26 protein-coding genes and 1 tRNA gene are annotated in these 25,497 nt (G+C 63.3%); 10 read left to right on the top strand and 17 right to left on the bottom strand.

Features of this window, described 5'->3' with window-relative positions; all coding sequences use genetic code 11:
• Positions 1–28: 28 nt before the first annotated feature.
• A complete protein-coding gene (locus tag SPHINGO391_RS05160; RefSeq protein ID WP_193217196.1) occupies positions 29–985 on the bottom strand; it encodes an AraC family transcriptional regulator in 957 nt (318 codons plus the stop codon).
• Between the two features lie 286 nt (positions 986–1,271).
• On the bottom strand, positions 1,272–2,303 hold the full coding sequence (locus SPHINGO391_RS05155; protein WP_152007824.1) for a Fe(3+) ABC transporter substrate-binding protein: 1,032 nt from the start codon (positions 2,301–2,303) through the stop codon (positions 1,272–1,274).
• A gap of 418 nt (positions 2,304–2,721) precedes the next feature.
• On the opposite strand from SPHINGO391_RS05155, the gene SPHINGO391_RS05150 reads away from it, so the two are divergent.
• Together SPHINGO391_RS05150 and SPHINGO391_RS05145 are read left to right on the top strand one after the other, a co-directional pair.
• Positions 2,722–3,309, top strand: a complete 588-nt coding sequence (locus tag SPHINGO391_RS05150; RefSeq protein ID WP_152007823.1) for a TetR/AcrR family transcriptional regulator — start codon at positions 2,722–2,724, stop codon at positions 3,307–3,309.
• A gap of 61 nt (positions 3,310–3,370) precedes the next feature.
• Positions 3,371–4,348 (top strand): zinc-binding dehydrogenase, encoded by a 978-nt coding sequence (locus tag SPHINGO391_RS05145; protein ID WP_152007822.1) that lies wholly within the window; start codon positions 3,371–3,373, stop codon positions 4,346–4,348.
• A 62-nt stretch (positions 4,349–4,410) separates the two neighbouring features.
• Here the strand turns inward: SPHINGO391_RS05145 and SPHINGO391_RS05140 are convergent, their stop codons facing one another.
• Entirely contained in the window at positions 4,411–5,388 is a 978-nt protein-coding gene (locus SPHINGO391_RS05140) for an aldo/keto reductase (RefSeq protein ID WP_152007821.1), read from the bottom strand.
• Positions 5,389–5,447: 59 nt separating this feature from the next.
• The gene (gene allE, locus SPHINGO391_RS05135) at positions 5,448–6,194 is read right to left on the bottom strand and encodes a (S)-ureidoglycine aminohydrolase (protein ID WP_152007820.1); all 747 of its coding nucleotides are present in this window, start codon (positions 6,192–6,194) and stop codon (positions 5,448–5,450) included.
• Between the two features lie 262 nt (positions 6,195–6,456).
• Between allE and SPHINGO391_RS05130 the strand changes: the two genes are divergently transcribed.
• Complete coding sequence (locus SPHINGO391_RS05130) at positions 6,457–7,350, top strand: NAD(P)-dependent oxidoreductase (RefSeq protein WP_152007819.1); 894 nt, start codon at positions 6,457–6,459, stop codon at positions 7,348–7,350.
• Positions 7,351–7,490: 140 nt separating this feature from the next.
• Here SPHINGO391_RS05130 and SPHINGO391_RS05125 read toward each other — a convergent pair whose 3' ends face one another.
• Positions 7,491–7,655, bottom strand: a complete 165-nt coding sequence (locus SPHINGO391_RS05125; protein WP_193217195.1) for a hypothetical protein — start codon at positions 7,653–7,655, stop codon at positions 7,491–7,493.
• A 279-nt stretch (positions 7,656–7,934) separates the two neighbouring features.
• On the opposite strand from SPHINGO391_RS05125, the gene SPHINGO391_RS05120 reads away from it, so the two are divergent.
• Positions 7,935–9,170 carry a sensor domain-containing diguanylate cyclase gene (locus SPHINGO391_RS05120; RefSeq protein ID WP_152007818.1) on the top strand — a complete coding sequence of 412 codons (1,236 nt, stop codon included), beginning with the start codon at positions 7,935–7,937 and terminating at the stop codon, positions 9,168–9,170.
• A gap of 127 nt (positions 9,171–9,297) precedes the next feature.
• Here the strand turns inward: SPHINGO391_RS05120 and SPHINGO391_RS05115 are convergent, their stop codons facing one another.
• Positions 9,298–10,023 carry an alpha/beta hydrolase gene (locus SPHINGO391_RS05115; RefSeq protein WP_152007817.1) on the bottom strand — a complete coding sequence of 242 codons (726 nt, stop codon included), beginning with the start codon at positions 10,021–10,023 and terminating at the stop codon, positions 9,298–9,300.
• Positions 10,024–10,084: 61 nt separating this feature from the next.
• On the opposite strand from SPHINGO391_RS05115, the gene SPHINGO391_RS05110 reads away from it, so the two are divergent.
• Positions 10,085–11,131, top strand: a complete 1,047-nt coding sequence (locus SPHINGO391_RS05110) for a helix-turn-helix domain-containing protein (RefSeq protein WP_152007816.1) — start codon at positions 10,085–10,087, stop codon at positions 11,129–11,131.
• A gap of 505 nt (positions 11,132–11,636) precedes the next feature.
• Positions 11,637–11,843 (top strand): hypothetical protein, encoded by a 207-nt coding sequence (locus tag SPHINGO391_RS05105; RefSeq protein WP_152007815.1) that lies wholly within the window; start codon positions 11,637–11,639, stop codon positions 11,841–11,843.
• A gap of 105 nt (positions 11,844–11,948) precedes the next feature.
• On the opposite strand, the gene SPHINGO391_RS05100 is transcribed toward SPHINGO391_RS05105, so the two are convergent.
• Positions 11,949–12,024: transfer RNA gene (locus SPHINGO391_RS05100), tRNA-Ile, on the bottom strand.
• Positions 12,025–12,402: 378 nt separating this feature from the next.
• On the opposite strand from SPHINGO391_RS05100, the gene SPHINGO391_RS05095 reads away from it, so the two are divergent.
• The gene (locus tag SPHINGO391_RS05095) at positions 12,403–13,158 is read left to right on the top strand and encodes an SIMPL domain-containing protein (RefSeq protein WP_152007814.1); all 756 of its coding nucleotides are present in this window, start codon (positions 12,403–12,405) and stop codon (positions 13,156–13,158) included.
• 131 nt (positions 13,159–13,289) lie between these two features.
• Here SPHINGO391_RS05095 and SPHINGO391_RS05090 read toward each other — a convergent pair whose 3' ends face one another.
• The 5 genes from SPHINGO391_RS05090 to SPHINGO391_RS05070 form a co-directional block, all read right to left on the bottom strand.
• Positions 13,290–13,676 (bottom strand): hypothetical protein, encoded by a 387-nt coding sequence (locus tag SPHINGO391_RS05090; protein ID WP_193217194.1) that lies wholly within the window; start codon positions 13,674–13,676, stop codon positions 13,290–13,292.
• 282 nt (positions 13,677–13,958) lie between these two features.
• Complete coding sequence (locus SPHINGO391_RS05085) at positions 13,959–14,330, bottom strand: hypothetical protein (protein ID WP_152007812.1); 372 nt, start codon at positions 14,328–14,330, stop codon at positions 13,959–13,961.
• A 199-nt stretch (positions 14,331–14,529) separates the two neighbouring features.
• Complete coding sequence (locus tag SPHINGO391_RS05080; protein WP_152007811.1) at positions 14,530–15,138, bottom strand: GNAT family N-acetyltransferase; 609 nt, start codon at positions 15,136–15,138, stop codon at positions 14,530–14,532.
• Between the two features lie 20 nt (positions 15,139–15,158).
• A complete protein-coding gene (locus tag SPHINGO391_RS05075) occupies positions 15,159–15,572 on the bottom strand; it encodes a ketosteroid isomerase-related protein (protein WP_152007810.1) in 414 nt (137 codons plus the stop codon).
• Between the two features lie 1,198 nt (positions 15,573–16,770).
• Entirely contained in the window at positions 16,771–17,976 is a 1,206-nt protein-coding gene (locus SPHINGO391_RS05070; RefSeq protein WP_152007809.1) for a DUF930 domain-containing protein, read from the bottom strand.
• Positions 17,977–18,203: 227 nt separating this feature from the next.
• On the opposite strand from SPHINGO391_RS05070, the gene SPHINGO391_RS05065 reads away from it, so the two are divergent.
• Positions 18,204–18,878, top strand: coding sequence for an SDR family oxidoreductase (locus SPHINGO391_RS05065; protein ID WP_152007808.1), 675 nt, complete (start codon positions 18,204–18,206; stop codon positions 18,876–18,878).
• Between the two features lie 153 nt (positions 18,879–19,031).
• Positions 19,032–19,646 carry a glutathione S-transferase family protein gene (locus SPHINGO391_RS05060; protein ID WP_193217193.1) on the top strand — a complete coding sequence of 205 codons (615 nt, stop codon included), beginning with the start codon at positions 19,032–19,034 and terminating at the stop codon, positions 19,644–19,646.
• Positions 19,647–19,675: 29 nt separating this feature from the next.
• Here the strand turns inward: SPHINGO391_RS05060 and SPHINGO391_RS05055 are convergent, their stop codons facing one another.
• Positions 19,676–20,002 (bottom strand): helix-turn-helix domain-containing protein, encoded by a 327-nt coding sequence (locus SPHINGO391_RS05055; protein ID WP_152007806.1) that lies wholly within the window; start codon positions 20,000–20,002, stop codon positions 19,676–19,678.
• A 99-nt stretch (positions 20,003–20,101) separates the two neighbouring features.
• Here SPHINGO391_RS05055 and SPHINGO391_RS05050 point away from each other — a divergent pair, with 99 nt between their 5' ends.
• Positions 20,102–20,497 (top strand): hypothetical protein, encoded by a 396-nt coding sequence (locus SPHINGO391_RS05050; RefSeq protein ID WP_152007805.1) that lies wholly within the window; start codon positions 20,102–20,104, stop codon positions 20,495–20,497.
• An 88-nt stretch (positions 20,498–20,585) separates the two neighbouring features.
• On the opposite strand, the gene SPHINGO391_RS05045 is transcribed toward SPHINGO391_RS05050, so the two are convergent.
• The 4 genes from SPHINGO391_RS05045 to rpoD all read right to left on the bottom strand — a co-directional run bounded on the left by SPHINGO391_RS05045 (position 20,586) and on the right by rpoD (position 25,376).
• Positions 20,586–20,819, bottom strand: a complete 234-nt coding sequence (locus SPHINGO391_RS05045; protein WP_152007804.1) for an RND transporter — start codon at positions 20,817–20,819, stop codon at positions 20,586–20,588.
• A 191-nt stretch (positions 20,820–21,010) separates the two neighbouring features.
• Entirely contained in the window at positions 21,011–22,459 is a 1,449-nt protein-coding gene (locus SPHINGO391_RS05040) for a hypothetical protein (protein WP_152007803.1), read from the bottom strand.
• Positions 22,460–22,535: 76 nt separating this feature from the next.
• On the bottom strand, positions 22,536–22,901 hold the full coding sequence (locus SPHINGO391_RS05035) for a hypothetical protein (protein ID WP_152007802.1): 366 nt from the start codon (positions 22,899–22,901) through the stop codon (positions 22,536–22,538).
• Between the two features lie 429 nt (positions 22,902–23,330).
• A complete protein-coding gene (rpoD, locus tag SPHINGO391_RS05030) occupies positions 23,331–25,376 on the bottom strand; it encodes an RNA polymerase sigma factor RpoD (protein ID WP_152007801.1) in 2,046 nt (681 codons plus the stop codon).
• Positions 25,377–25,497: the final 121 nt, after the last annotated feature.

The following is a 25,497-nucleotide window of genomic DNA, read 5'->3' as shown; positions in this document are numbered from 1 at the left end:
CAGAACACTTGCGATACGTGCCAACGTCTTAGGCACGCATCCGCTGAGCCTCGCGCCATGCCTCCGGCGTGGCATCGGTCCAGCGCCGAAACGCCCGGAAGAACGAGTTCGGGTCCTCGAAGCCAAGCAGGAACCTGACCTCGGCCGCACTCAGTGTTGTGTTCTTCAGGTAATGCTGGGCCAGTCTCATGCGCGCGGAATTGAGGACATCCAACCAGGTTGTCCCTTCTTCGGACAACCGCCGTTGCAGGGACCGGCGGCTGACCGCGAGTTCGCTGGCCACATCGTCGATCTGGGTCCGCCCGCTCGGCAGCAGTTCCAAAAGCGTGTTCTCGATCCGGGCACGGGTACTCAGGTCTTCGCGGGCATCCTCCATCCGGCGGCGCAAGCCGGGCTCGAACGATTGCCACATCTGATTGTCCTGGGTCAGGAACGGTCGCATGGCATCGATGGGATCGAGGCTGAAGGATGCAGCGTCACCATAGGAGATCCCGCTTCCAAACCAGTCTTCGAAGGCAGAGGTCTCTTGGAGTGTCGATGGCAGGAAAACAGCCTTCGGTACAACGCGCCAACGTGTAGCGCGACGCAGCAAATTGACGAGGAAAACGATCTCGGTTGCCGCAAGCGTCGTTGGCAAATCGGGGCGATACTTGCATCGGTAAGTAAACCGCGTAGCAGTGGACATCACCTCAACATCAAGGCTGAAGGCTCCCACAAGGCGTTTGAACTCGCCGAGCCGCTGTCCCGCCACGGTCATATTGGGCGCGCACATGGCCGCAAAGAAGGCAGGATCGAAGAACTCGCTCGCCTCGATCTGACCGAGTTTCAGCGCCAGTGTCGGTGATTGCGCCTCAGCGTCAAAGCTTTCCCAAAGTGCATAGAATTCATCCAGCGTGATACGGCTGCCATCACCGTCCAATAGCCCGCTTGGCAGGCCCGCACGGCGCAAGACAGCCACGGCGTTGAGGCCAAGATCGGCCAGCATCAGCCGCCAGACTTTTCCCACATGTACCGTCGGATGGTCGGATGATCGCTGCATAGGTCCCTCCAGTGGTCCACAGATACAGTGAAGGTGTCTTCCAGCCAAATGCATTACACGCCAAGCCACTTGCCAGATGTGCCATCGCATCTGTCTATCGCTCGACCTGCATCACCGGTGGCGCGAGCAATCCCCCCAAAAACAAAAAGGCCCGGACGCCAAATGTCCGGGCCTTTCCTGATGCCGGGGGAGAGGTCATTTATCCCCCGGCGGTATGAGTCACGCGGCGGGCTTACTTGTAGCCGACCTCGTTGTAGATTTCCTGGGCGCGGGCCTGGTTCTTGCCGAGCTCGTTGAGGTTGAGCGTGTCGGCGGTGAATTCGCCCAGGCCCTCGACCACCGAGGAGGCCGCCACCGATGGCACCACCGGATACTCGTTGTTGCCGTTGGCGAAATAGGACTGCGCCGAATCCGAGGTGAAGTATTCGAGCAGCTTGACCGCGTTGTCGCGGTTGGGCGCATTCGCAGCGACGCCGGCGCCGGAAATGTTGACATGGGTGCCGTTGCCGCCCTGGTCGGGGAAGACGATGCCGATCTTGTCAATGCCCTCGGTCAGCCCGTCGACCTGGCCGGCGACGCCACGGGCAAAGTAGTAGGTGTTGGCGACCGCAATGGCGCATTCGCCCGAGACGATGCCCTTGAGCTGGTCGGTGTCGCCGCCCTGCGGATCACGCGCCAGATTGTCCTTCAGTCCCTGCGCCCAGGTCTTCGCGGCCTCGTCGCCATTGTGCGCGATATAGGCGCCCATCAGCGACAGCATGTAGATGTTGGAGCCGGTGCGGGTGCAGACCAGGCCCTTGTATTTCGGGTCGGCCAGCGCCGCGTAGGTCTGCGGCGGCTCGCTCACCTTGTCCTTGTCGTAGAAGATGACGCGGGCGCGCTTGGAAATGCCGAACCAGTGGCCGTCGGGATGGCGCAGGCTGTCGGGAATGCGCTCATTGAGCACCTCGGAATCGACCGCCTGGAACAGGCCTGCCTCGTCGGCGCGCCACAACCGGCCCGCATCGGCGGTGATGAACACGTCCGCCGGGCTGTTGGCGCCCTCGGCCTTCATCCGCTCGATCAGTTCGTCTTCCTTGCCCTCGATCAGGTTGATCTCGATGCCGGTGGCTTCGGTGAAATCGCTGTAGAGCCGCTCGTCGGTGTCATAGTGACGCGACGAATAGATGTTGACGACATCATCGGCCTGGGCCGGTGCAGCGAACGCTGCAAAGGTTGCGACGGAAGCAAGAAGCGTGATCATGCGCGGTGCCGAAATGGCCATTGGGAACCTCCCTGGGTTTGAAAATGTAAACATGACAGTTGCAATCATGTTTATTCAGCCCCCGAAATCCTGTCAACCGACCGCCAGGCAATAAGTTGAGCTTTTGAGAAAACTTTTTCGGGGCCCATGCACGGCAGCCAACCATTCAACAGCGGAACGAGCGCCCCCAGATTTTCACCTCAGCGCGCCCGCGCGTCGAACCGACCGGAACCGGTGCTTGGCGAGGCAAGCGAAGCCGAAACCGGGTGCAGCGTTGACCGTCTCCTCACCAAGCAGGCCCTCGGGCAAAGCGCTGGCCGGGACAGATCGGCCCCCGGGCAGCCCGATCGGACGACAGCCTGCAACCACGAAAACCGTTCCTCGAAATCTCACGCCATCGTGACTAGACGACCGGTCTATTTTTGCCTATGTCGCCATCATGAACGCACCGAAGAAATCAGACCTGACCCGCTCGCGCATCCTCTCGCAAGGCCGCGCCCTGGTGCTCGCCCAGGGTTTCGGCGGCCTCGGACTGACCGAGCTGCTCACCGCCTCCGGCGTGCCCAAGGGGTCGTTCTACCACTACTTCGGCTCCAAGGAGGCCTTCGGCTGCGACATGCTCCACGCCTATGTCGAGGACTACCTTGCAGCCCTCGACGCCATCATCGCCCGTCCGCAACCCGCTGCCGAACGTCTCGACAGTTTCTTCAGCGCAGCACTTGCAGGCGATGCCGGATCGATGGCCGACCGCTGCCTGGTGGTCAAGCTTGCCGCCGAGATTGCCGACCTGTCGGAGAACATGCGCAAGATCCTCGACGAGGGCGTCGCCGCCGTCTGCGGCCGGCTTGCGATCCTGTTGCGCCAGGGCGCCGGGGACGGCTCGGTCGTCCCGCAACCGGACCCCGAGACGGCCGCCGCCCTGCTCTACAGCCAGTGGCTGGGAGCCGCGATCATTGCGAAGCTCTCGCGGCGGCCCGAACCGCTTGAACAGGCGCTCGCCGACACCAGGCGCCGGTTCTTCGCCTGAAGCCCCATCTTCTTTCCATCGCGAAATCCTGCACGAAGCAGGCAAACCAAAGGAATTTGTCATGAAAGCTGCAACCTACACGCAATTCGGCGATCCCGCCGAGGTCCTGATCGTCAAGGATGTGCCCCGTCCCGAGGCCAAACCCGGCGAGGTGCTGATCCGCACGATCCTGTCGCCGATCCACAATCACGACCTCTGGACCATCCGCGGTACCTATGGCTACAAGCCCGAGCTGCCGGCGCTGGGCGGCTCCGAAGCGGTCGGCATTATCGAGGCGGTCGGCGAAGGCGTCGATGCGGCCATGATCGGCAAGCGCGTCGTCAATGCCGGCAAGATCGGCTCCTGGGCCGAGTATTTCACCGCCTCCGCCGCCGGCGTGCTGCCGCTGCCGGACGTGATTTCCGACGAGGCCGGCGCGCAGCTGATCGCCATGCCGTTCAGCGCCATCTCGCTGCTCGAATTCCTTGACGTGAAGGAAGGCGACACCGTCATCCAGACCGCCGCCAACGGCGCCGTTGGCAAGATCTTTGCCGATCTCGCCCGCGCCCGCGGCATCCGCACCGTCAACCTGGTCCGCCGCGCCGGGGCCGTCGCCGAACTCGAAGCCTTGGGCATGGAAAACGTGCTGTCGACCGATCAGGACGGCTGGCGCAAGCGCGCCCGCGAGATCGTCGGCAGGGACGGCGCGCAGGCCGCCATTGATTCGGTCGGCGGGCCGATCGTCGCCGACATCGCCGACCTGCTCGGCGTGGGTGGCCTGCTGGTGGTCTTCGGCACCGCCACAGGCCAGCCGCTCGAACTGCGCGCCGGCTCGATGATCACCAACCACCTGACCGTCAAGGGTTTCTGGGGTTCCCGCGTCTCAAGCGAGATGGCCGCCGACGAAAAGGTCCGCCTGATCACCGAACTGGTCACACTCGCTGCCCACGGCAAGATGAAGCTGCCCTCGGGCGGAGAGTTCAGCCTCGACAACGTCACTGACGCGGTCAAGGCCTCGCTGACCCCGGGCAAATCGGGCAAGGTCCTGATCCGGCCCTGATCTGCTGCATGATGAAAGCGCCCGCGCCGGATGCTCTCCGGCGCGGGCCTTTCCTGAACTAGCTACCGCCCGACCTGTTCCTCCAGCCGGTCGGTTGCCGGCGGCGGCGTCCGTGACAGCGCGGCGATCCGGGCATGCAGCTCCGGCGTCATCTCGACCTCGACCGAGGCCAGCGACGGCTGCAGCTGCTCCACAGTGCGCGCACCGAAGATCGGGCTGGTCACCGCCGGATGCGCGCCGGCCCAGGCGACCGCCAGCGAGACCGGATGCACGCCGAGCTCGTCCGCCAGGCTGGTGAACGCCTCCGCCGTGTCGACAAACCACGCCTCGCTGTAGCGGGTCGCATATTTGTCGTTGCTGACGACTCGCCCGACGTCGGGCCGCCGGCCCTTGCCGTACTTGCCGCTCAACAGCCCTGCCGCCACCGCCGAATAGCTGATCACCCCAAGCTCCTCCGCCATTGCCAGCGGAAAGATCTCGACCTCGGCCTGCCGCTTGACCAGCGAATACATCGGCTGCAGCACATCAAACCGCGGCCAGCCGTGCTTTTCCGAAATCCCCAGCCCCCTGGCGATCTGCCAGGCCGCGTAATTGCTGGCGCCGAGATAGAGCACCTTGCCGTCCGCCACGAGTTGCTCGAGCGCCCTCAAGGTTTCCTCGAGCGGCACCGTGGCATCCCAGTGATGCATGAACAGCACGTCGAGCCGGTCGGTGCAAAGCCGTTTCAGGCTTGCCTCCACCGACTGCAGGATGTTGCGCCGGCTGGCGCCGCGGGCATTGATGTCACCCCCCATCGCGCCAAAGCATTTCGACGTGATCACCAGCTCGTCCCGGCTGCCCTTGATCAGCTTGCCGAGAATGGTTTCGGCCGCCCCGTCGGAATAGACATTGGCGCAATCGAAGAAATTGATCCCGGCATCAAGGCAGGCGGCAAACATCCGCCCCGATTCCCCGGCGTCCGCATCTCCGCCGAACGACATCGTGCCAAAGCACAGTTGCGACACCTGAACGCCTGTCCGGCCAAGCTGCTTGTACTTCATTTCGCTTCCACCCTCGCCTGTTCAATCTTCCATCCACGACCGGTCACCGGTTCCCGGCCTCAACCGGCCATCGGATCCCGGTTCCAGTTCTTGTAGATCAGGTAGCGCGCAGGCGTGGCGCCCAGCGCCCCGAACCATTGCGGGCAATAGGGACCCATCCAGATCACGTCACCCGCCGCCACCGGAAACCAGTCGTCATCGAGCCTGTAGACACCGCCGCCATCGAGCATCAGTAGGCCGTGCTCGACAAAATGCGTCTCCACGTAAGCCAGGCTGCCGCCCGGCTGGAACTCCATCACGTTGATCTCGCAGTCAAACCGCTCATCCACCGGGATGAGCTTGCGCACCGAAAGCAGGCCGTCCTCCGACATCGGCCTCGATGGCTGCTTTCCCACCGAGCCGATGACAAGGTCCGGATGCGCAGCACCTTCGAGCGGCACGAACATCTTTTCCAGCACCATCAGCCGCGCAACGCTCACGGCTTCGATATGGTGTGCCGTCCCGGCGGGAACCAGCGCGTAGTCCTCCGCCTCGAGCCGGTGCGCCTCACCACCGAGAGTGAGCGTGACCGCCCCTTCGAGCACGAACACGAACCGCTCGACGCCTTCCCCCGGCGCCTGCGCCGCGGCACCTTCGGGCATGCCGGCGAAAAACTGCACGAACCGCGCCCCCATATGCGGCGAGATCACCACCACGATCCGCGCGCCCGGCCAGCCCGGTATCGGCGTGACTTCGTGGCTATCGGCCGAGATCAGCGCATGCCGCCGCCCGACAACCGAGCGGGTTTCACCAAATTGTCGTCTCACGGCATATCCTTCTGAAGGGCATCCGGGGACCGGAGAGCCGGTCCCGCGTGCGAATCCGGGCAGGCCTGTATAAAAGCACCAAGTGGTGCGAATGGCGACCCGCCGCCATCAAACTTCCCACGCAAACACGAGACCCGCCGGACAGTCGCAGCATCACCCACCACCCGTGCTTGCATCCGCGCCGGCAAGCTGCAAAAGTCGGAGCAGCGGATTGATTGTAAGTTTCTGCTTACTTATTTGCTGCCACCACCGGAGACCGGACATGACGCGGACTGAAGAGAAAACCGGCTTTGTCGGCGTCGGCCTGATGGGCCACGGCATGGCGAAGAACATTGTGGAGAAGGGCTACCCGCTGACGGTGATCGCCCACCGCAACCGCGCCCCTGTCGAGGATCTGGTTTCGCGCGGCGCCACCGAGGCGAAGTCGATGCAGGAACTGGCAAGCGCCTGCTCCGTCATCTTCCTCTGCCTGACGGGATCGCCGCAGGTCGCAGAAGCGGTCGCAGCGCTGAAGCCGGGCCTGGCCAAGGGCAGCGTCATTGTCGATTGCTCGACCAGCGATCCGACAGTGACCGAGCGGCTGGCGGCGGAGCTGGCCGAAATCGGCGTTGCCTTTGCCGACGCCCCGCTCAGCCGCACGCCGAAGGAAGCCTGGGAAGGCACGCTCGACTGCATGGTCGGCGCCGATGAAGCGACCTTTGCCCGCGTCGAACCGGTGATTGCCACCTGGGCCGCCAAGATTGTCCGCGTCGGCGGTCTCGGCGATGGCCACCGGATGAAGCTGCTCAACAACTTCATCTCTCTCGGCTACGCGGCGATCTATTCGGAAGCGCTTGCCATGTCGAAAAAGGTCGGCATTCCGATTGCCGAATTCGACAAGGTGATCCGCGGCGGGCGGATGGACTGCGGCTTCTACCAGACCTTCATGGGCTACGCGCTGGAGGGCAACCGGGAATCCCACAAGTTCACGCTGATCAATGCCTACAAGGACATCCGCTACGTCGAATCCATGGCCAATGCGGCCACCGTCGCCACGCCGATGGCAAGCGCCATCAAGAATTCCTTCGCCACCGCCGTCAACACGGGCGGCGACGGGCCGGAAGACTATCTGCCGCATCTGGCCGATTTCGTCGCCAGGGCAAACGGGATCGGGTAGCCGGCAGCACACAGCAGATCAGGCACAGGAGACACAGCCGGTCTGACAGCAAGCCACCGCGCCTTGCAACCTGTCAGGCCACCCAATTCCTGCCCCGCATCAGCGATGAACTGTTGGGAGCGTTCCGCCGCAAGCCGGAATCAGTCACCATCACCCAGATATCTGCCGCTTGAACCACCGCCTCCACATCCGACTGCCGTCACAGCCGTTGCCGCCAATGCCCCGAGCAGGACCAGGCGCGACCGCTCGACCTTGCTTTCGGCATTTGCAGGCTTGGCGGTCCCGTTTGAAGTTGATTTCACCATGCTCGAACTCCTTTTGAGGAATACTCGATCTTGACGGGAGCAAGTGTAGGACCATCACGCCGCTTTCACAAATCAGCCGCGCCAAGGTCTTGGGCAAGGTCTTGGGGAGAGCGCTCGCTTCCCAGTTAGACTGCGCTGCGAAGAACAGGCAGAGAGCGAGGCAACACATTGTTTACAAAAGACTTATAAAAGAATTGCTGAAACCTGGTCGGGTCATCTGCCGGCCGGGTCGTTTCAACAGGTTGAACTTGGCGCAAAGACGCCCAAAAAGGTAGCCTTATGCGTTTTTTTGCCCTGTGGAACCCCTTCGTCTTCGTCGGATATGACATCGCGTCGAAGCAGCAGATCAAGGAAACGGTCCGCGAACTCTACAGCAGCAAGCCCCATCTCACCGCAACGATCGGCTTCGGCTTCGCCGGCCTCAGCGCCGCCTTGTCAGGCGCAGTCTGGACCGGCGCCGTGGCGACGCTGATTGTGCTGGCATGCATGATGTTCCGTGTCTGGATGGAACACCATTTCCGCGCCCGCAGCTCCGAGGATGTGGGAGAAAAATGGGTCCGGCTTTTTGTCTTCGGCTCGCTGCTCTCGGGCTTTGGCTGGGGCCTGTCCGGTGCGCTTCTGCTTTACGGCACATCGGCGGAAACCCAGGCCATCACCATGGGCATTGCCTGTGCGATCCTGCAGGGGGCCGCCGGCAGGGCCTACATGACGCCGGGAACGGCACTCATCAACATCTCCCTGGTCATCGGCCAGATGAGCATCGGAGCCTTTGCCGAGGGCAATTACATCTACGTTCCCGCTTTCCTGCTGTATTTCACCTTTCTCGCATCGTTCATCCAGCAGATGGTGGACAACCGGCTGCGTCAGCTCAATGCCGAACAGACCGCCGAGCGGCTCTTCAGGGAGATCACCGAAAAGAACGAATTGCTCCGCATCGCCAACGAAAGACTTGCGACCAAGGCCTATGAGGATCCGCTGACCGGCCTCGCCAACCGGCGCAAGTTCGATCTTGCGCTTGCCGAGAGCCTGGCTGCCAGCAATGACACCGGTTCGACGATCTCGTTGATGATGATCGATGTCGATCATTTCAAGGCCTTCAACGACACCTACGGCCACCAGTCCGGAGACGAATGCCTGCAACTCATCGCGCGGGCGATCGGCAGCAGCCTCGCCGGCAGGGACAGCCTCGTCGCCCGCTACGGTGGCGAGGAGTTCGTGGTCATCGTGCGGGGTGAGGCGCCGGAGATGGCAATCGCCATAGCCGAACGCATCTGCCTGGCCGTGCGGCTCACCTCCCTTGACGCCCTGCCCAACGCGCCGCCGCGGCAGACAATCAGCATCGGCCTGGTCTCGAGCCGGGCCGACACTCCTGAAACCCGCGAAGCCATGCTCGCCGCCGCGGACGCCGCTCTCTACAAAGCCAAGAAGGGCGGCCGGAACCGCGTCTGCGTCCACCCGGGCCGGGGCCAGGAACAGGACACGGTCGTGCCCTTCGACGCGGCGAAACAGGCTTGAACCCCACACCGGGCCCCGCTGTTCGGACGCGGCCTTTGCCGTGGCTAGCCACCTGCCGCGACGCCCCGGTTTCGTTGCGGCAGGACTGACCCCGCTCCGGAGCGGGGTCAATGGCGATGCAAGGCCCTCAGTCCCGTCCCGCTTGCAGGATGGCTGCCGCAAGTGCTGCTGGATCGGTGAAGCAGAGCTCGTGGCTGCCAGGGATCTGCACCAGCCGGAACAGGCCGAGTTTTTCCGACAGCCGCGGATGCCAGCCCAGCCCCTGCGGCAGCGCCGTGTCCTCGGTGCAGTTGATGTAGGATTTGGCGATCTCCATCTCGGCCGGGTTTTTCTTGAGCCCGATCCTGTCGGTGAAGGTCGCATAGGGATGCGGGTTGAGCCTGTTGAAGGCGGCCTCGGCCTCCTCGCCGCTGGCATCGTTCATGAAGGCTTCGCGCCAGATCGGATAGGGCAGCATCACGCTGTTGTCGGAGCTTTCCGAACTCACCGCGTCGAACAGCCCGACATAATGCGCGGGCACCATGTCGTTGAGGCATTCGCCGTCATTGGGCACGAAGGCGTTCCAGTAAACCAGCCGCCGGATGCGGCCGGGCACGCGGTCGGCGGCCCCGGTGATCACCATGCCGCCATAGGAATGGCCGAGCAGAACGATGTCAGTGAGGTCATTGTCCTCGAGATAGGTGACCAGCGACGCGATCGCCGCATCGAGCCCCAGCGTGCGCGCGTCGCCCGGCCGGTTGCCGGCAAGCGTCGGGCAATGCACCTCGTGGCCTGCCGCCCGGATCGGTGCCGCCACCGCCTCGAAAAGCTCACCCGTGTGCCATGCGCCATGAACAAGTACGTAAGTCGCCATTTCCAATTTCCTCCCTTTGGCGTTAGTCTAGGGACGCTACCGAGGCGGGAAAATCGCGACAATGGACCAGGGTGAACAGACATGGTCTGAGACTGCACAGCCGGCCGGGCCGCGCATCTGGCGGACCACGGAAGTCGCTGCCTGCGACGCTTTCGATTACTACCGCGAGGGCATCTGCTCGGCCTTCATGCCGCTCAGGCCCGAGCTTGACCGCTCGCTCCGGCACAGTTTCCGGGCCACCCATTATGCCTATGGCATCGGCGCGGGCACCCTCAACCTCGTCACCGCGCAATCGCACCTTGTGCAAAAGGGCCGGGCCGAGATCGCCGCCTCCGCCGAGGATTGCTATTATCTCAATCTGCAGATTTCCGGCGAGTGCCGGATCGCCCAGAACGGTGCGGACATCGTGCTCGGCCCCGGCGATGTCGGCCTGTTCGACAGCGCCCGCGTTTTCAGCCTGCACCACGAGCGCTTTCCCCAGCTGAAGGTCGCCTCGCTGATGCTGCCCAGGCAGGCCATGGAGGTGGGCATAGCGGGCTGGCCGGGCAGAACGCCGGAACTCCTGTCACGCCACCCGGTCTATGGCCGGCTGATCGCGGAAGCCATGCAGACGCTGGTGGAAACGGCTGCAGCGGGCGCCCAAGCCGATCTTGAAGACCTGCAGATGCTGATTGCCTCGCTGGTCAACCTGGCGGGCCGCCAGGCCTCCGGTCCGAACGCTCTGCCTGACGGCCCAATCGCCGCGCTGAGAGAAAGCACGCGGCCCGATGACAGCCCCCGCAGTGCGGCGCACTTGCTCAGAATCAAGCGCATCATCCGCGCCCGCTGCACCACGCCGGGCTATTCGGTTGCGGCCTGCGCCGCCGAGGCCGGACTGTCGGAACGCTACATCCATCGCCTGTTCGAGGCTGACGAGGACAGCTTCGGCACCTACCTGATCAACCAGCGCCTGAACGCCGCAACCCGCATGCTGCGCCACCCCGGCTCCGCCCACCTGCCGCTCGCCACGATTGCCCTTGAAGCCGGCTTCGCCGACCCCTCCCACTTCACCCGCGCCTTCCGCGCCCGCCACGGCATGACACCCGGGGATTGGCGGCGGAGGGGGTGAAGGGGTTTGGCATTTGGGAAATGGTAGGGTTGGAGGGACAAGCAGGCGGCCATAAAGAACTGCTCCTTGTCAGCAACTTTCCTTAAGCGCTCGACAGAACCGTCCACGTAAAGAACCTGCTTCAACTTCCGTCTATCTTCAGCAAGCAGGAGCACCGCGGCGAGACCGGAAAAAAGAAATTTCGACCGAACGCTTGAGAGATAAACCGGCTTTTCGGGCGCTTATCCCCAGAATCCCAGTCCGTGGAGGAAGGTCCGGGCCGGTTTTTGTTGCCTTTATGGGGCATGATCTGCGAGATTCGCTAAGTTGCTTCGAAAAGCAACGAGGTCCGGAAAGGTTGCACCCCAACCGGACCTCAATGGCAAGGCCAACGCCCTTCCCTGTCGGGTAGCGTCGGAATTGCGGAAAGTCGGACCGTTTGGCCCTCCCTTTGCAAGGCAAGCTTAACGGTCCCGGCTCTCTCCTTCAACTACAAAAAGACAGGGAGAAAGGCTGATTATCCACGATGGAAATCAGGATCACTATTGTTCCGAAGCGGCGCTCGCCGAAGGTTTCGGAGGAAATGGCCGGACGCATCAGGGCCCTCTATCGGTTGGGCTATACCCAGCACGATATTGCGGCCTTGGTGGGGATCAACCAAGGCCGCGTTTCCGAAGTGGTGAACTTCAAGGTTCATCCAAAGGTACCGCCCGCTCAGGGCGAACTCTTCTGATAGCTGTAGGCTGGCCCGCTTCGGCGGGCCGGTTCTTTTCAGCCACCCCCGTGGCAAGTTCGCCGATGGCTAGCCAGCCTTTAGCACGTTGATTTGTAAGGTGTCTGGTAGGCCTGGAGGGATTCGAACCCCCAACCAAGCGGTTATGAGCCGCCGGCTCTAACCGTTGAGCTACAGGCCTTCCTTGCGGGTGCGGCGCCTTGGATCGACCCTGTTGCGGGCGGAGCAAGCCGCCGTTTGCAGGACCGGATGCGCCGTCCGGATGCTGGCGGTTTAGCCCAAATCAAATGCGGCGACAAGACGTGCCGGCACGACATCCTCAAGCGGCCGCAGGGAGGACCGGGCATGGACGGCGCGCCGCCTTCCCCATCGGCAGAGCGCCGCCGCAATGCGTCCACATTCGCTCGCCATGACTTTCGCTGTCGGGACATCACAGCGCTTGCGCTTCCAGCCGGATGCGCAATGCAGGTTGCAACCCTATGAATTGATGCATGGACGTCATCGGACAAATGGTAGATTCGAACGCAACATGCATCAGGTACCAGATCGGAGATTTTTCATGACCTCATCCTTCCACGCCCGCCGCCGCATGGCTGTCGCCGGCGCACTCTCCGCGCTCATGCTCACCGCGGCCCCCGCGGCCTTTGCCGATGATGTCCGCGCGCCGCAGCCCGGCGTGATTTCCGTCTCCGGCGAGGGCGTGGCGGCGGTGGCGCCCGACATGGCGGTGATCTCGCTCACCGTGCTGCGCGAGGCCGAGACGGCACGCGAGGCGCTTGACGCCAACAACGCCGCGATGAGCGATGTGCTTGCCGCGATGAAGGCCGAGGGCATTGCCGAGCGCGACCTGCAGACCGGTGGCTTTTCGATCCAGCCGCGATGGGTCTACCCTGAAAACCGGGACGGCGAGACCCGCGAGCCGCGGATCGTCGGCTACACCGTCAACAACACGCTGACCGTGCGCATACGCGATCTGAGCCGGCTCGGCGCCATTCTCGACACCTCCGTCAGCCTCGGCGTCAACCAGGGCGGCAACATCATCTTCACCAATGATGACAAGGACAAGATCCGCGAAGCGGCCCGCCTCGACGCGGTCGCCAATGCCAGGGCCAAGGCCCAGGCGATGACCAGCGCGCTGGGCGTGGGTCTGGGCCGCATCACCCAGATTTCGGAGAACTCCGGTTCCGCGCCGCCGATGCCGATGGTCCGCGCCGAAATGGCGATGATGTCGAAGGCGGCCGATGAGGTGCCCGTCGCCTCGGGCGAGAACGAATATCGCGTCACCGTCAACGTCACCTGGGAAATCGCCCAGTAGCCACAGTCTACCCTGGTTTTCCGCGACGGGGATATGAATACGACCAACAGCACCAAACCCCGGGATGGAAACATCCCGGGGTTTGGTTTTCAGGCGGTAGCCGTGACCGCCCGTGAAACGGCGTATCTGCGTTAGCGGCGGAAGCCGATCACCGGGCAGTTGCGCTCGTTGGCGAAAACCACCCGCACCGGACGGTGATGGCGGAAGCCCTCGACGACAACCCGGCGGTCACCGGCGCGGACCACATCGGCGCGGCGGACGCCCATGTCACGGGCCTTGCCGACAGCGATGTCGGGCCGGCAGACATCGCGGTAGCCGCCGAAACCGTCCCGGCCGCCACGCCGGTCATGATCGCGGCTGCCGCGACGGTCAAGATCGCGAACGACAATACCGCCGCCCGGTCCGCCGATGGACAATTCGAAACCGATGCCGCCTGCATTGGCGGAAGGAGCCGAGGCGGCAATGCCGGCGGTGGCGACAACGAGAGCGGCAAGCGTGGAACGGATGAAACGGTTCATGACGGTATCTCCTGGGGGCGACATGGCGCCTGGGGCTGGTGGTGTCTGTCTCGACCGGCTGTCCGTTCGATTGATCCGACACTAGCCCAGCCGATCTGAACCGAACTGGAACCAGCCTTTAATCCGCGGTTCATGCCAGCGGGGCCGCCGCCGGTTTGAAAGCACCTGTCAGACCGCCGTCACCGCGTCGCCGCCCGGACCGGGTGAGGCAAGCTGCGGACATGAAAAACCCCGGCAGGCAGGCGCCCCCGGGGTCTTGCTTGGTCTGGATGGAAATGCGGCTTAGCGGCGAACCTTGATCACCGGGCAATGGCGCTGGTTGGCGAAGACCACACGGACCGGGCGGTGATGGCGGAAGCCCTCAACGACGACGCGGCGGTGACCGGCGCGGACGACATCGGCGCGGCGGATGCCCATGTGGCGGGCCTTCTGCACGGCGCGGTGCGGACGGCAGACATCGCGATGACCGCGGTGCCCCTCGAACCGGTCCCAACCGCCGCGGCGATCGTAGTCGCGGATGACGACACCGCCGCCGGGACCACCGAACGAAAATTCGAACCCTACACCGCCCGCAGTGGCGGCAGGAGCCGAAGCGGCAAGCCCGGCGGTGGCGACAACGAGGGCGGCGAGTGCATTGCGAATGAAGCTGTTCATGACTGTTCTCCAGATGTGGCGGCGTTTGATGCCTTGAGTGGGTGTCCCTGACTTCGAACCTGTCTCGATCGGATGTCCCGTTCGCCGGGTGTCCCTATCGATTGACCCCACGCTAGTCCCACCCGCCTGAACCGAAGCGGAACCGGCCATTCATCCTGTGTTCATGAAAAAATCCGCGCCGCGCGTCGGGCGGCATGCCTCAGAGATCCCGGCCCCAGACCTGCAGCCGCTTGACGCTTTCCGCCGTCTTGCCGATGTCGCGCCAGGAGAACTCTGCCTGAAGCCGCTCGAGCGGCCGGTAGCCGATGCGACGCCAGAACCCGTCCAGGGGAACGTAATCGTCCGGCCTTGCCGGATGGTCGGTGGGCCGGATCACCGAGGCAAACACCGCGCGCCCGAACCCCTGAGCCCGGCCCTCAGCCTCGCGCATTTCGAAAAACGTGCGGCCCGCGCCCTGCCCCCGGTAGCCTGGCAGCAGAACCGATTCCGCCAGGTAGAAGAAGTCCTTCGGATCAAGCCCGGCACCGGCGAAGGGCGCGGCAAACTCATTGGCGTGATCGGCAAGAGGTGCTGCCGTCGCAGCCCCCACCATGCGGCCGGCATCATCCCGGGCCGCAACCACCACCGCGCCCGGCGAGGCGGCGAAGGTGCTCAGATAGCGCGCCTCATAGGCGGCATCGCCCTCATAGAGATAGGGCCACGCCGAAAACACAGAGATTCTGAGCTGCGCCAGGTCGTCGAGCGCCGCCTCGATCTCGCCCTTTGCCAGCACCGAAAAACTCAGAGCCGACCTTCCAGCCGCTGCCATGGCATTTTCTCCGGGCCGGCTCAGCCGGCTTTGACCTGCTCGATCCAGTGGTTGAGATTGTAGCTGGTTGTCACCCGGCTGATCAGGCGGTCATCGATCTCGAAGAAGATCCCCGCCGGCAGCGAATAGCGCTGCCCATTGGCGTCCGGCAGGCCCTCGGCGGTGGCGAGATAGGTCCCGCGCACGGTGAATTCCGCCGCCGCGCGGCTGCCGCTGTCATCGACCATGATGGCGATGTCGCCGAGCTCCTCGTCGTAATGACGGCTCATCATTCCATTGAACCAGCGGAATTTTTCCTTGCCGATCTCGCGATCGCCCTGGTTGATGTCATGCGCCACGTCATCGCTGAGGCACGCCAGCATGGCTTCGGAATCCTTGGCGTTGAACGCGTCGAGATAGCGGCGGATCAGGGCGGTGGTGTCGTCTCGGCTCATCAGGGGTCTCCGGAAGGGAATTTCGGTTGCAGCACTGGTGCCACAGCCGGGGCGCGGGTGGCAAGGGCAAGGGGCAAGTAGCGAACGCGCCAAGCGGACCGCCGCGGATACGGTCGTCAACTCAGACTGTAACGCCGGAACGGGTGATCCGGTTCCGCGGGAGAACGACGCACGAAAGCCCTCCGCGCGTCTCGACGCGAGGAGTTTTGGAAGGGACAGTCCGGAGGGCCGCGCGCAGGCTGTGCCGTTCGGAAGTGGATTTGGTGCGCATGCCACCGCCGTGGCGGAGACATGCGGGGGGTGGCGCAGATTGCGCGCGGGCCCGAATATCGCCGGATGATGTCCACATCCGACAGGCAGTGGCGTGCCGCGTCCTGCCACCCGGACATGGGCAGCGATCAGCGGCGGGTGGCATCGTCCGGCACGGGCTGGGCCTTGCGTAAAAGATCCGGGAACGCCAGGGCGGCTGACACTGCGCCAGACACCCTCCCCGCATCCGCAAGACGACCCGCCACAGGCCCGTTTCCACCCTCACCCTGACAGCCGGCCGGCGCTGGCCGGCACAAGGGGCAAAGGTTTCTCCGGTGGCTGGCTTGGCCGATCCTCCCGTTGGACATCCCATTGGAGATCCCGTTCAGGCTGACCCTGCTGCCAGCGGAACCCGCCGGTGCACCGCCTCCTCCTTCGTCCTGCCGCACGTTACGGCAGACACCCGGAGGCCTTCCTCCCGCCTGGACCGGCACGTTTCCGGTCCATCCGGTGACAGGAGCGGCATGAGTGTGGCACGGAGTTGGAGGGTGTGGAAGAAATGGGCGCTGATTTTCATGCAATGGCGCGGCGCACACCCTTGCCCCCTCAGTGGCGAAAAGGCGGGAGCGGAACAACGCGGGGCCTATCTCCCCCCTTGCGGGGGAGATGTCTGCGAAGCAGACAGAGGGGGGCATGGTTCTGCTTGTCTCGAACGCGCGCATCTTGGAGAGGATTCACCCCCCTCTGTCACCTACGGTGACATCTCCCCCGCAAGGGGGGAGATTGGGGCTTGTCCAGACCGGTTAGGTTGCCAACAGAATGAACCGGATTGGGTGTCTACATTCCGGTATAGGCAGTCCCCCCTCACCTGAAAAATCTACGACTTGGCGCTCTCGCGCCAAGACCGTGATTTTTCTTCCTCTCCCACAAGGGGAGAGGCTTCGGGGCCTCAAAACTCGGGAAACCCCCTCGCGCGCCAGTCCTGGCGCGGGATCGGCGTGCCGACCTTGAAGCTGAAGTCGGTGACGCGGAGCGCGTCTCTGTCGACGGTGCAGCGAAAGCTCAGATTGTACCAGGCGCCACCGGCGCGGAAGGCGGCGTTGGGGACCGCGAGCAAGGTGCCGCCTGGCAGCCGGTAGGCGGGAAGCAGTTCCACCCGGTAAGGTTCGGGCGCGCGGTGCAGCTGCTCGCGCAATTCGGTTGTGCAGAGCCTGCTGCCGCGTTCTTCGCGCGGCAGCGCCCGCATGGCCGTGGTCGCAACGGCATGACCGGTGTCGACGATTGAAGACAGCGCCCGCACCCCGGGAAGGCCGTTGTCAACGGCGGGCGCGGTGTCCGCAGGCGCGGCGGACGGCGCGCGGGCGGTGGAGGCGGGCGGCGGGATTTCAACCGGGTCGGGCACGACCGGCTCCGGCGCCACAGGTGGCGGGGCGTCCACGGGATCTTCCGGCAGCAGCGCCAGCTCGGCCTGGTCAGCGGCGTCAGGCAGATTGCCCGGGGCGTCGCCCACCAGAACCTCGTCCGGCGGGGTGATCTCGGCAGGCATGGCAGGCGCCGGGGCATCCTGCTGCGCCGGCTGCTCGACAGGAGTTTCAGCCAGCTCTTCGGCCGCTTCTTCGGCGGGGACTTCATCTCCGGCTTCCGTCTCCGGCGGAACCTCCGCTGCGGTTTCAGATTCGGGCTCGGGTTCGGGCGCGACTTCCGTTACCTCCGGTTGCGCCTCCGGTTGATCTTGTTCCGGCGCTTGCGCAGCCCCGCCATCAAGTGCGATCTCCGGACCCGCGTCTTCCTCGCCGAACTGGAACACCGGCCGCATAACCTGGATCGGCACGGCCCTGCCTTCGCCCTCACTGTCCGGCCCGGCGGGAGCAGGCGGCGTTTCCTCAGCCTGCTCGGGTTCAGGCTCCGGTTCGGCCGGCGCTTCGGCCTCGGGCTCCGGCGCGGGCTCTTCCGGCTCAGGTTCTGGGGCTGCCGCCGGTTCGGGCTCCGGCGGCGGCACGATGGTCACCGCGACCACCTCTTCCTCCGGTTCCACCTCGGCCATCGGCTCGGGCAGGTCAAACAGCAGGACGGCCACGACCAGCCCGTGCAGCAACAGCGACACAAGCAGACCACCGCTCAGGGTATTCAGTCTGACATTCGACCAACGCATCATGAGGCGATGCTTAGCAGAAAATCAGGCGGAACAAGGACACGACCGCGTGAGGCGGCATTTTTGTCTGGGGATGCCGGCCCCGCCCGGCAGTCCCGCCGGCAAGGCCCGGCGAAACCGACAGCACAGCTGCGGGCTCCTCGCCACCGGGAATTCGGCCGCCCGTCCATGGAACACCTCCCGCGCTCGCGCGTTGGCCAAGCACACCCTATGGCCAAGGAGAATGCCTTATGACCACCAAGACCCTTTTCATCACCGGCGCATCGAGCGGCATCGGCGCCGCGACCGCACGGGCGGCACGGCTGGCAGGCTGGAATGTCGGCCTGTTCGCCCGCTCGGAAGACAAGCTCACCGCGCTGGTTGAGGAACTGGGCGACCGCGCACTGGCGCTGCCGGGCGATGTCACGAGCCTGGATGAGCTGAACCAGGCCATGGCCAATTTGCGGCACACCTATGGCGGTGTCGACGCCGCCTTCGCCAATGCCGGAATGGGGCTTGAGACCGCCGGCACCGAGCACGGCGACCCGGACGAATGGCGCAGGCTCATCGACGTCAACATCGTCGGCCTGCTCAACACTGCCAAGGCGGCAATCCCGCATCTCCGGGCACGCAAGGGCCACATGCTGATGACCGGATCGGCAGCCGGCCGGGTGCATATTCCCGGTTCCGTCTACGGCGCCTCGAAATGGTTCGTCCACGGCTATGCCGGCAACCTGGCCGAAGAGATGAAGGAATGGGGCGGCCGCTGCACGGTGATCGCGCCGGGCATGGTCAACACCGCCTTTTTCGACGAGGAGAAACCCGACAAGCTGCAGCCCGAGGACGTTGCCGATGCGGTGATTTTCGCGCTCGAGGCCAAACAGCGCAACACCGTGCGCGAGATCTTCCTGATGCCCTCGGACTAACCCCCAAGGGCAGCAGAATCGGCCTCTGCAGCCTTGCAGCCCCGACCGGTGCATGGCGGCCACAAGATGGCCGCGATCCGTCAGCGGGCACCTTGCTCCTGCCGCCTGAACCTGCCATGACAGATGCAATCTAGGCAGGCGGGAGAGGTCCCCATGAGCGGCTATACGCTATACTGGAAACCGGGTTCGGGCTCGATGGTGGTGGAAGCGGCGCTGCGGATGATCGGCGTCGCTTTTGACGCGGTTGAAGTCGATGACACCGCCGATACCGCGTTCCTGGCGCTTAACCCTGCCGGCAAGGTGCCTGTTCTCAAGCTCGCCTGCGGTCCGGTGATCGCCGAGAGCGCCGCCATCCTGATTTCGCTCGACGACATGTTCCCCGAGGCCCGCCTGCTGCCGCCGCGCGGCAGGTCCGGTCACGTCAAGGCGGTGCAGTGGCTGATCTTCATGGCCACCAACATCTACCCCGCCTGCCTGCGCTACTACTACCCCGAGCGCCACACCACCGACCCGGCGCCCGAGGCAGCCGAGGCGATCCGGAGCCAGGCAGCCCTCGACATGGACCGCGATTTCGCCCGGCTCGCAGCAGCGGTTCAAGGCCCGTTCCTTACCGGCCAGACCATGACCATCACCGACGTCTACGCGGCGATGCTGGCCGACTGGTACGATTCCGCCAAGAACACGCCGGAGATCAAGGCGCTGGTCGGCCGCGTGCTCGAGAACCCGGCCGTGGCCGAGGCCTGGCGGCATCACGGCTTCGGCGCGTAGGGCTGCGACGGGCTTCAGCGAGTCAGGCGCTATTCCGCCGCTGTGAGCCCGGTTCCGAAGGAAGCCATGGCAACGATGACCGGCTCGATCCGCCTGCCTTCCGCAGTCAACTCATACTCCGTCTTCGGCGGCACCGTCGGGTAGATCGTCTTGGTTACGAGGCCGGCGTCTTCGAGCATCGACAACCGCGCCGCCAGCATGCGCGGGCTGATCCCCGAAAGCGATCGCTGCAGCTCGCTGTAGCGCTTCTTGCCCGACAACAGATCGCGCACGATCAGCGTCGTCCATTTCCCCGACAGCACCTCCGAAGCCTTGGCGACCGGGCAATCCTCGTCACAAATATCATCTGTTTTCATGGGCTTGTCCGAATAATTGAGCTATACTTTTGGTAACTACTTCCCTTTCTATAGTTCACTGCATAGGCTTTTGCAATCATCTGCAAAAGGAGAAAACCGATGACCCGCTTGAAAACCCTGCTCTGGATTGTTGCTGTCTCACAGCTGGTGCTGGGAGCACTGACGCTGCTGGCGCCAGGCCCGTTCTTCGCCTGGATGGGGCTCAGCCTTCCGCCCGTCGACAACCAGTACATGCTCGGCATGCTCGCCGCCCGCTTCCTCGCCTACGGACTCGGCATGGCGGCGCTGGCCCGCGCCGAAAACCCCGACCCGTTCTGGATCCGCAACATGGTGCTGATCCAGGCGATCGATTTCGGCGCCGGGCTGTTTTACGTCGCCACCGGCGTTGTCGGCCTCGAGGTCGCAGCATTTCCGATGCTCAACGCGGCGATTTTCGGAACGCTTCTATGGCTGTGGAGCCCGGGCGGCGGAGCGCGCGAACCGCAGGCCGCCTGAGCAGCGCGCCGGCATCCTGCATTCATTCGGCAACAGACCCCGGTGGAAACACCGGGGTCGATGGTTCTCATTGTCATGGGGCTGCAAGCTATTTCGCCGGAAGAAACGTCAGCGCCAGTTTCAGCCCGGCGATCAGGAACGGGGTGGCGTGCATCAGAAGGTCGAAGATATCGATCGGCTTGACCAGCGTTCCGGACGCCAGCATCTTCAGCTTCTCCCAGATATGCGGCTCGGGAAAGAACGGCGCCAGGCCGAGCGTCAGGCACAGGATGATGACGATCGGCCAGGAAAACTGGTTGAGGATCTGGGCAAGCAATTCCATCGGGACAGGCTCCGGCATGAGAGGACAGCGCGCGGGACGCGGGCGGCTTTCCCCCGCATGTCATGCGGATCGCCGGGGATTTCCAGAGGGATATATGCAATTGCGCGAATATGTCGCGGTGGGGAGGTGAGTAGGCGTCATACTCGAACACCTAGGAGGAGGCGGACAATGTTAGCAATAATAGTGTTCGGTCAGTCGTTAGAGTCACGTGTCTCGGTCGCCTCAACCTCTCCAACAATTTTCAACGCCCATTCCACATAGGCCTTCATTTCCGGCGAATGGTTGAAGAAAGCTGCGAGCTGCGCTGCATTGTCCCTAAGGAACGGGAGCGCCGCTCGGAAAAACTCCATATTGGGGTCGCCTGCCATCACGGAAACACCAGCAACAGTGCTAAGAATGGCCGTCACTGTAGGCTCTTTACCGATCGTCAAATGAATGATGGCCCGGATACTGTTTCGGATTATCAGGTAGCCCGAATAGCCAGCACGATTAGCCATCCAGCCAACATCATGAAGATAGTCTCTGACAGGTGTATGCAGTGCTCTGGTCGTATCATCAACTAAGTCTGCGTTTACAGAGAGTTCGTCTAGGAGTGCATTTCCAGGTTGTTCGATCTCAGCAAGCCGGTTCCGATCGAGTGCAAATTCATCCGCACGGTTGACCAGATCACGACCTTCTTTAAAGCCAAGGATGAGCGCGCCATGCTGCCGTACCACACTTTGCAGCAGACCTTCCAACTGGGGTTCCAATGGCTCCGACAGCGTCCGGGAGATATTCTGATCTCGAAAGGCTTGGGCATAACCGGCCAATGAGCTGCCGACCGACCACAGCCCTGTTACATCCATCTCGTCAATGTTCGCCGAAAGCAGATCACCGTATTCCCTGATTGCACCAGCCAGATGGGGATGGCTATTACCAATCGGTTTGGCGAGATCATTGAGCACGTTGACGTCCCGCTTTAGGCGTGTAATGAGCCTTTCTTGTGCAGTCGTTTCATCATCCGATGGAGGGGATGCGAGGGCAGCCAACCTTCCTCCGACCAGGCCGTACTGGGGGCCGGGACCAGGTTCAGGTGTAGGCGGTTGAGTTTCAGATGGGGCGATCCAAGCGTTGCTGGCATATATCCCCCGCCTGACACGCTGAATTTGTCCATCGTATGTTAGCTCATTGACGCGACCACGCACTGAATCACGAACGGCAGTATATCCCGCCGATTCTACAAATTCGTATATTTTACTTAAGCTGAATGGTTGTTTGGTTTCGTCCAGAGTGTGCACGATAAATTCGCTCAATGTTGCAACACGGGGCTTATCTATCGAATGCCACCCCGCAATCTCCGCAATCGCATCCATCACCACATCCGGCTTCCGCTTCCAGAATCCATCCGGTTGCATCGCGATCTCTATGTCGGCTGTCTCGCCGAACAGGCTGCCCGCCTTCGCTACCATCCGGTCTGGCAGAAGCGCGCGGTACCACGCCGCAATCATCACCCATGATCCCGTCTGGGCTAGCTCCGACGTCTCGAAGCTTTCCAGCTCTCTCCTCGCCCACTCCGGCGCATTCATTTCAGACCAATCAGCCTCCTGAACATCAGGGCGCCAGAGCTCCCGATTTATCAGGGAACCGGAACCAGACGCCAAGAAACGGCAATCCTGCGAAATTGCGGCCCACATCTGCTTTCTTGCGTAGGCGTAGGCGGCGGCGGCGGCGGCGGCGTCAGCGGCGGCGGCGGCGGCGTAGGCGGTGGTGGTGGTGGCGGCGGCGGCGGCTGTGGTCGGTTCTGGTGGCGGCGTAGGTGGTGGTGGTGGCGGCGGCGGCGGCTCTAGCGGCGTCTATCATATCATGGGCCGGATATTTGCGGGCGGCCCATGATATGATAGACGCCCGCCAAACGATCAGGATCAAGTCCTTTTTCTGGCCGGCCGAGATAAGACGGTCAGAAAGGCGAGCAATTGCAAGCACCACAGCGAACACGCGCAGCGCACTCCGCACCGCAATCGCCTGCGCCCAATCCGCCGGCTTGTCTCTCAGCCAGGCTTCCAGACTATCGCGGTCATCAAACTCCGGCCCGTCCGCTACCATGCAGCCTCCCCTCATTGGGGATTACACGCCATAGCTGCGGCGGGTGCAACAGGAATTTGAAGCGTTCGGAAGGCAAGACACCATTACCCGTCATGCCGGACTCCGATCCGGCATCCAGCAGGCGAGCGTCCGCGAGCCGGAAGACCAATCTTTGACCGCACATAAGCAAAAGAGTCTTCCGCACCTGCCGACGCTCGCCTGCTGGACCCCGGAGTCTTCGACGTCGCTTCGCTTGTCTGGATCAGGTCCGGGGTGACGGGAGGTGATGCACCGGTGTCCGACAACCAAGGAATTGGCAACAAAAAACCCGGCGCGGTGGCCGGGTTTTGAATCTGGGGCTTCCCCCTCACTTGCGAACACTAAGGACTTGGCTGCGCCAAGCCCGAGTTTTCGCTTTCTCTCCCTCCAAGGGAGAGAGGAACGCATGCCTCAGCTGTCGAGGAACGAGCGCAGCTTCCGCGACCGGCTCGGGTGCTTGAGCTTCCTGAGCGCCTTGGCCTCGATCTGGCGGATGCGTTCGCGGGTGACCGAGAACTGCTGGCCGACTTCCTCGAGCGTGTGGTCGGTGTTCATGCCGATGCCGAAGCGCATCCGGAGCACGCGTTCTTCACGCGGGGTGAGCGAGGCGAGCACGCGGGTGGTGGTCTCGCGCAGGTTGGCCTGGATGGCGGCGTCGATCGGCAGGATGGCGTTCTTGTCCTCGATGAAATCTCCGAGATGCGAATCCTCCTCGTCGCCGACCGGCGTTTCGAGGCTGATCGGCTCCTTGGCGATCTTGAGCACCTTGCGCACCTTCTCGAGCGGCATGGCGAGTTTTTCGGCCAGTTCTTCCGGCGTCGGCTCGCGGCCGATCTCGTGCAGCATCTGGCGCGAGGTGCGGACGATCTTGTTGATCGTCTCGATCATGTGCACCGGGATACGGATGGTCCGCGCCTGGTCGGCGATCGACCGGGTGATCGCCTGCCGGATCCACCAGGTGGCGTAGGTCGAGAACTTGTAGCCGCGGCGGTACTCGAACTTGTCGACCGCCTTCATCAGGCCGATATTGCCTTCCTGGATCAGGTCGAGGAACTGCAGCCCGCGGTTGGTGTATTTCTTGGCAATCGAGATCACCAGACGAAGGTTGGCCTCGACCATCTCCTTCTTGGCAATCCGCGCCTCGCGCTCACCCTTCTGCACCATCTGCACGATGCGGCGGAATTCGGAGATCGAGATGCCGGTTTCGGTCGCCAGGAACTGGATCTCGGCGCGGATCTCGCGGATGTTGTTGGACTCGGACTTGGCAAAATCCTTCCAGCCCTTGGCCGACAGGTTGGCGATCGACTTCATCCAGTTCGGATCAAGCTCGGCGCCGGAATACTGCGTCAGGAAGTCATCGCGCTTGACGCCGTAGCTTTCGGCCAGGCGCAGCAGGCGGCCTTCGTTGGAGACCAGGCGCTTGTTGATGTCGTAGAGCTGCTCAACGAGCGAATCGATGCGGTTCTGGTTCAGTGACAGCGACTTGACCGCGGTGATCAGCGCGTCTTTCAGTTCCTTGTAGCGGCGCTCCTGCGCTGGCGACAGCGTGCCGGTGGCAGCCAGGCGCGCCTCGACCTGCTGGTCCTGCAGCTTGCGGAGCTTCTTGTAGGTCTCGGCGATGGTGTCGAGCGTCTCCATCACCTGCGGACGGAGTTCTGCCTCCATGGCGGCGAGCGAGAGATTGTTCTCGTCGTCGTCCTCGTCGTCCTCTTCGAAATTCTGGCTTTCACCGCCGACATTGGTGACGTCGTCGGAGGCTGCCTTCTCGGCGCGGGCCTTTTCCTTTTCCTCGGCCACCTTGCGGTCGGCCTCGATCTTTTCCGGGCTCTGGAACTGCGGCGCGGCCTTGGCCTCGGGACCGGAATAGGTGGTCTCCAGGTCGATGATCTCGCGCAGAAGCGTAGCACCCTCGTTGAGTTCCTCGCGCCAGATGATGATCGCCTGGAAGGTCAGCGGGCTTTCGCACAGGCCAGCGATCATGGTCTCGCGGCCGGCCTCGATGCGCTTGGCAATGGCGATTTCGCCTTCGCGCGACAGAAGCTCCACCGAGCCCATCTCGCGCAGATACATGCGCACCGGATCGTCGGTACGGTCGGTCGGCTCTTTCTTCTTGGTCGCGGCAACGGCCGAGCCCGACGCGGTGGCGAGTTCGCCGCCTTCGCTGTCGCTGTCCGAATCGTCCTCGGCTTCCTTGTCTTCGCCGGCCTCGTCTTCCTCGACCACATTGATGCCCATGTCGGAGAGCATCGACAGGATGTCCTCGATCTGTTCGGAGGTCACCTCCTCGGAGGGCAGCACGGCATTGAGCTCGTCCATGGTCACATAACCTCGTTTCTTCGAGGTCTTGATCATTTTCTTGACGGCGTCATCCGACAGGTCGAGCAACGGCCCGTCGGGCGAAGTGCCCTCGCGCTCGTTTTCTGTGTCGTCTGCTGCTTCTTTTACCTTGGTTGCCATGGGCAGTCACTTTCCCCGGATTTCATTCGGTTGACATCGTCTGCGCCTGCCGTGAGGCGCGCGCTGCCGCCCCGATGGGCAGACAGCATGTGCGAATCATCCGGATTGTTGTGGCGTATGC

Origin of the sequence: Hoeflea sp. EC-HK425 (assembly GCF_902498795.1) — a bacterium.
GTDB classification, from domain to species: Bacteria; Pseudomonadota; Alphaproteobacteria; order Rhizobiales; family Rhizobiaceae; genus Hoeflea; species Hoeflea alexandrii.
The sequence above is the reverse complement of the archived record's forward strand: the minus strand, read 5'-3'. Positions and strand labels throughout refer to the sequence as shown.

What these genes read in the sequence shown, in the direction of transcription:
- SPHINGO391_RS05160 (WP_193217196.1), bottom strand. Translation starts at nt 985, where the DNA reads ATGCTGGCCGATCTTGGCCTCAACGCCGTGGCTGTCTTGCGCCGTGCG.
- SPHINGO391_RS05155 (WP_152007824.1), bottom strand. Translation starts at nt 2,303, where the DNA reads ATGGCCATTTCGGCACCGCGCATGATCACGCTTCTTGCTTCCGTCGCA.
- SPHINGO391_RS05150 (WP_152007823.1), top strand. Translation starts at nt 2,722, where the DNA reads ATGAACGCACCGAAGAAATCAGACCTGACCCGCTCGCGCATCCTCTCG.
- SPHINGO391_RS05145 (WP_152007822.1), top strand. Translation starts at nt 3,371, where the DNA reads ATGAAAGCTGCAACCTACACGCAATTCGGCGATCCCGCCGAGGTCCTG.
- SPHINGO391_RS05140 (WP_152007821.1), bottom strand. Translation starts at nt 5,388, where the DNA reads ATGAAGTACAAGCAGCTTGGCCGGACAGGCGTTCAGGTGTCGCAACTG.
- SPHINGO391_RS05130 (WP_152007819.1), top strand. Translation starts at nt 6,457, where the DNA reads ATGACGCGGACTGAAGAGAAAACCGGCTTTGTCGGCGTCGGCCTGATG.
- SPHINGO391_RS05125 (WP_193217195.1), bottom strand. Translation starts at nt 7,655, where the DNA reads ATGGTGAAATCAACTTCAAACGGGACCGCCAAGCCTGCAAATGCCGAA.
- SPHINGO391_RS05120 (WP_152007818.1), top strand. Translation starts at nt 7,935, where the DNA reads ATGCGTTTTTTTGCCCTGTGGAACCCCTTCGTCTTCGTCGGATATGAC.
- SPHINGO391_RS05115 (WP_152007817.1), bottom strand. Translation starts at nt 10,023, where the DNA reads ATGGCGACTTACGTACTTGTTCATGGCGCATGGCACACGGGTGAGCTT.
- SPHINGO391_RS05110 (WP_152007816.1), top strand. Translation starts at nt 10,085, where the DNA reads ATGGACCAGGGTGAACAGACATGGTCTGAGACTGCACAGCCGGCCGGG.
- SPHINGO391_RS05105 (WP_152007815.1), top strand. Translation starts at nt 11,637, where the DNA reads ATGGAAATCAGGATCACTATTGTTCCGAAGCGGCGCTCGCCGAAGGTT.
- SPHINGO391_RS05095 (WP_152007814.1), top strand. Translation starts at nt 12,403, where the DNA reads ATGACCTCATCCTTCCACGCCCGCCGCCGCATGGCTGTCGCCGGCGCA.
- SPHINGO391_RS05090 (WP_193217194.1), bottom strand. Translation starts at nt 13,676, where the DNA reads ATGAACCGTTTCATCCGTTCCACGCTTGCCGCTCTCGTTGTCGCCACC.
- SPHINGO391_RS05085 (WP_152007812.1), bottom strand. Translation starts at nt 14,330, where the DNA reads ATGAACAGCTTCATTCGCAATGCACTCGCCGCCCTCGTTGTCGCCACC.
- SPHINGO391_RS05080 (WP_152007811.1), bottom strand. Translation starts at nt 15,138, where the DNA reads ATGGCAGCGGCTGGAAGGTCGGCTCTGAGTTTTTCGGTGCTGGCAAAG.
- SPHINGO391_RS05075 (WP_152007810.1), bottom strand. Translation starts at nt 15,572, where the DNA reads ATGAGCCGAGACGACACCACCGCCCTGATCCGCCGCTATCTCGACGCG.
- SPHINGO391_RS05070 (WP_152007809.1), bottom strand. Translation starts at nt 17,976, where the DNA reads ATGATGCGTTGGTCGAATGTCAGACTGAATACCCTGAGCGGTGGTCTG.
- SPHINGO391_RS05065 (WP_152007808.1), top strand. Translation starts at nt 18,204, where the DNA reads ATGACCACCAAGACCCTTTTCATCACCGGCGCATCGAGCGGCATCGGC.
- SPHINGO391_RS05060 (WP_193217193.1), top strand. Translation starts at nt 19,032, where the DNA reads ATGAGCGGCTATACGCTATACTGGAAACCGGGTTCGGGCTCGATGGTG.
- SPHINGO391_RS05055 (WP_152007806.1), bottom strand. Translation starts at nt 20,002, where the DNA reads ATGAAAACAGATGATATTTGTGACGAGGATTGCCCGGTCGCCAAGGCT.
- SPHINGO391_RS05050 (WP_152007805.1), top strand. Translation starts at nt 20,102, where the DNA reads ATGACCCGCTTGAAAACCCTGCTCTGGATTGTTGCTGTCTCACAGCTG.
- SPHINGO391_RS05045 (WP_152007804.1), bottom strand. Translation starts at nt 20,819, where the DNA reads ATGGAATTGCTTGCCCAGATCCTCAACCAGTTTTCCTGGCCGATCGTC.
- SPHINGO391_RS05035 (WP_152007802.1), bottom strand. Translation starts at nt 22,901, where the DNA reads ATGGTAGCGGACGGGCCGGAGTTTGATGACCGCGATAGTCTGGAAGCC.
- rpoD (WP_152007801.1), bottom strand. Translation starts at nt 25,376, where the DNA reads ATGGCAACCAAGGTAAAAGAAGCAGCAGACGACACAGAAAACGAGCGC.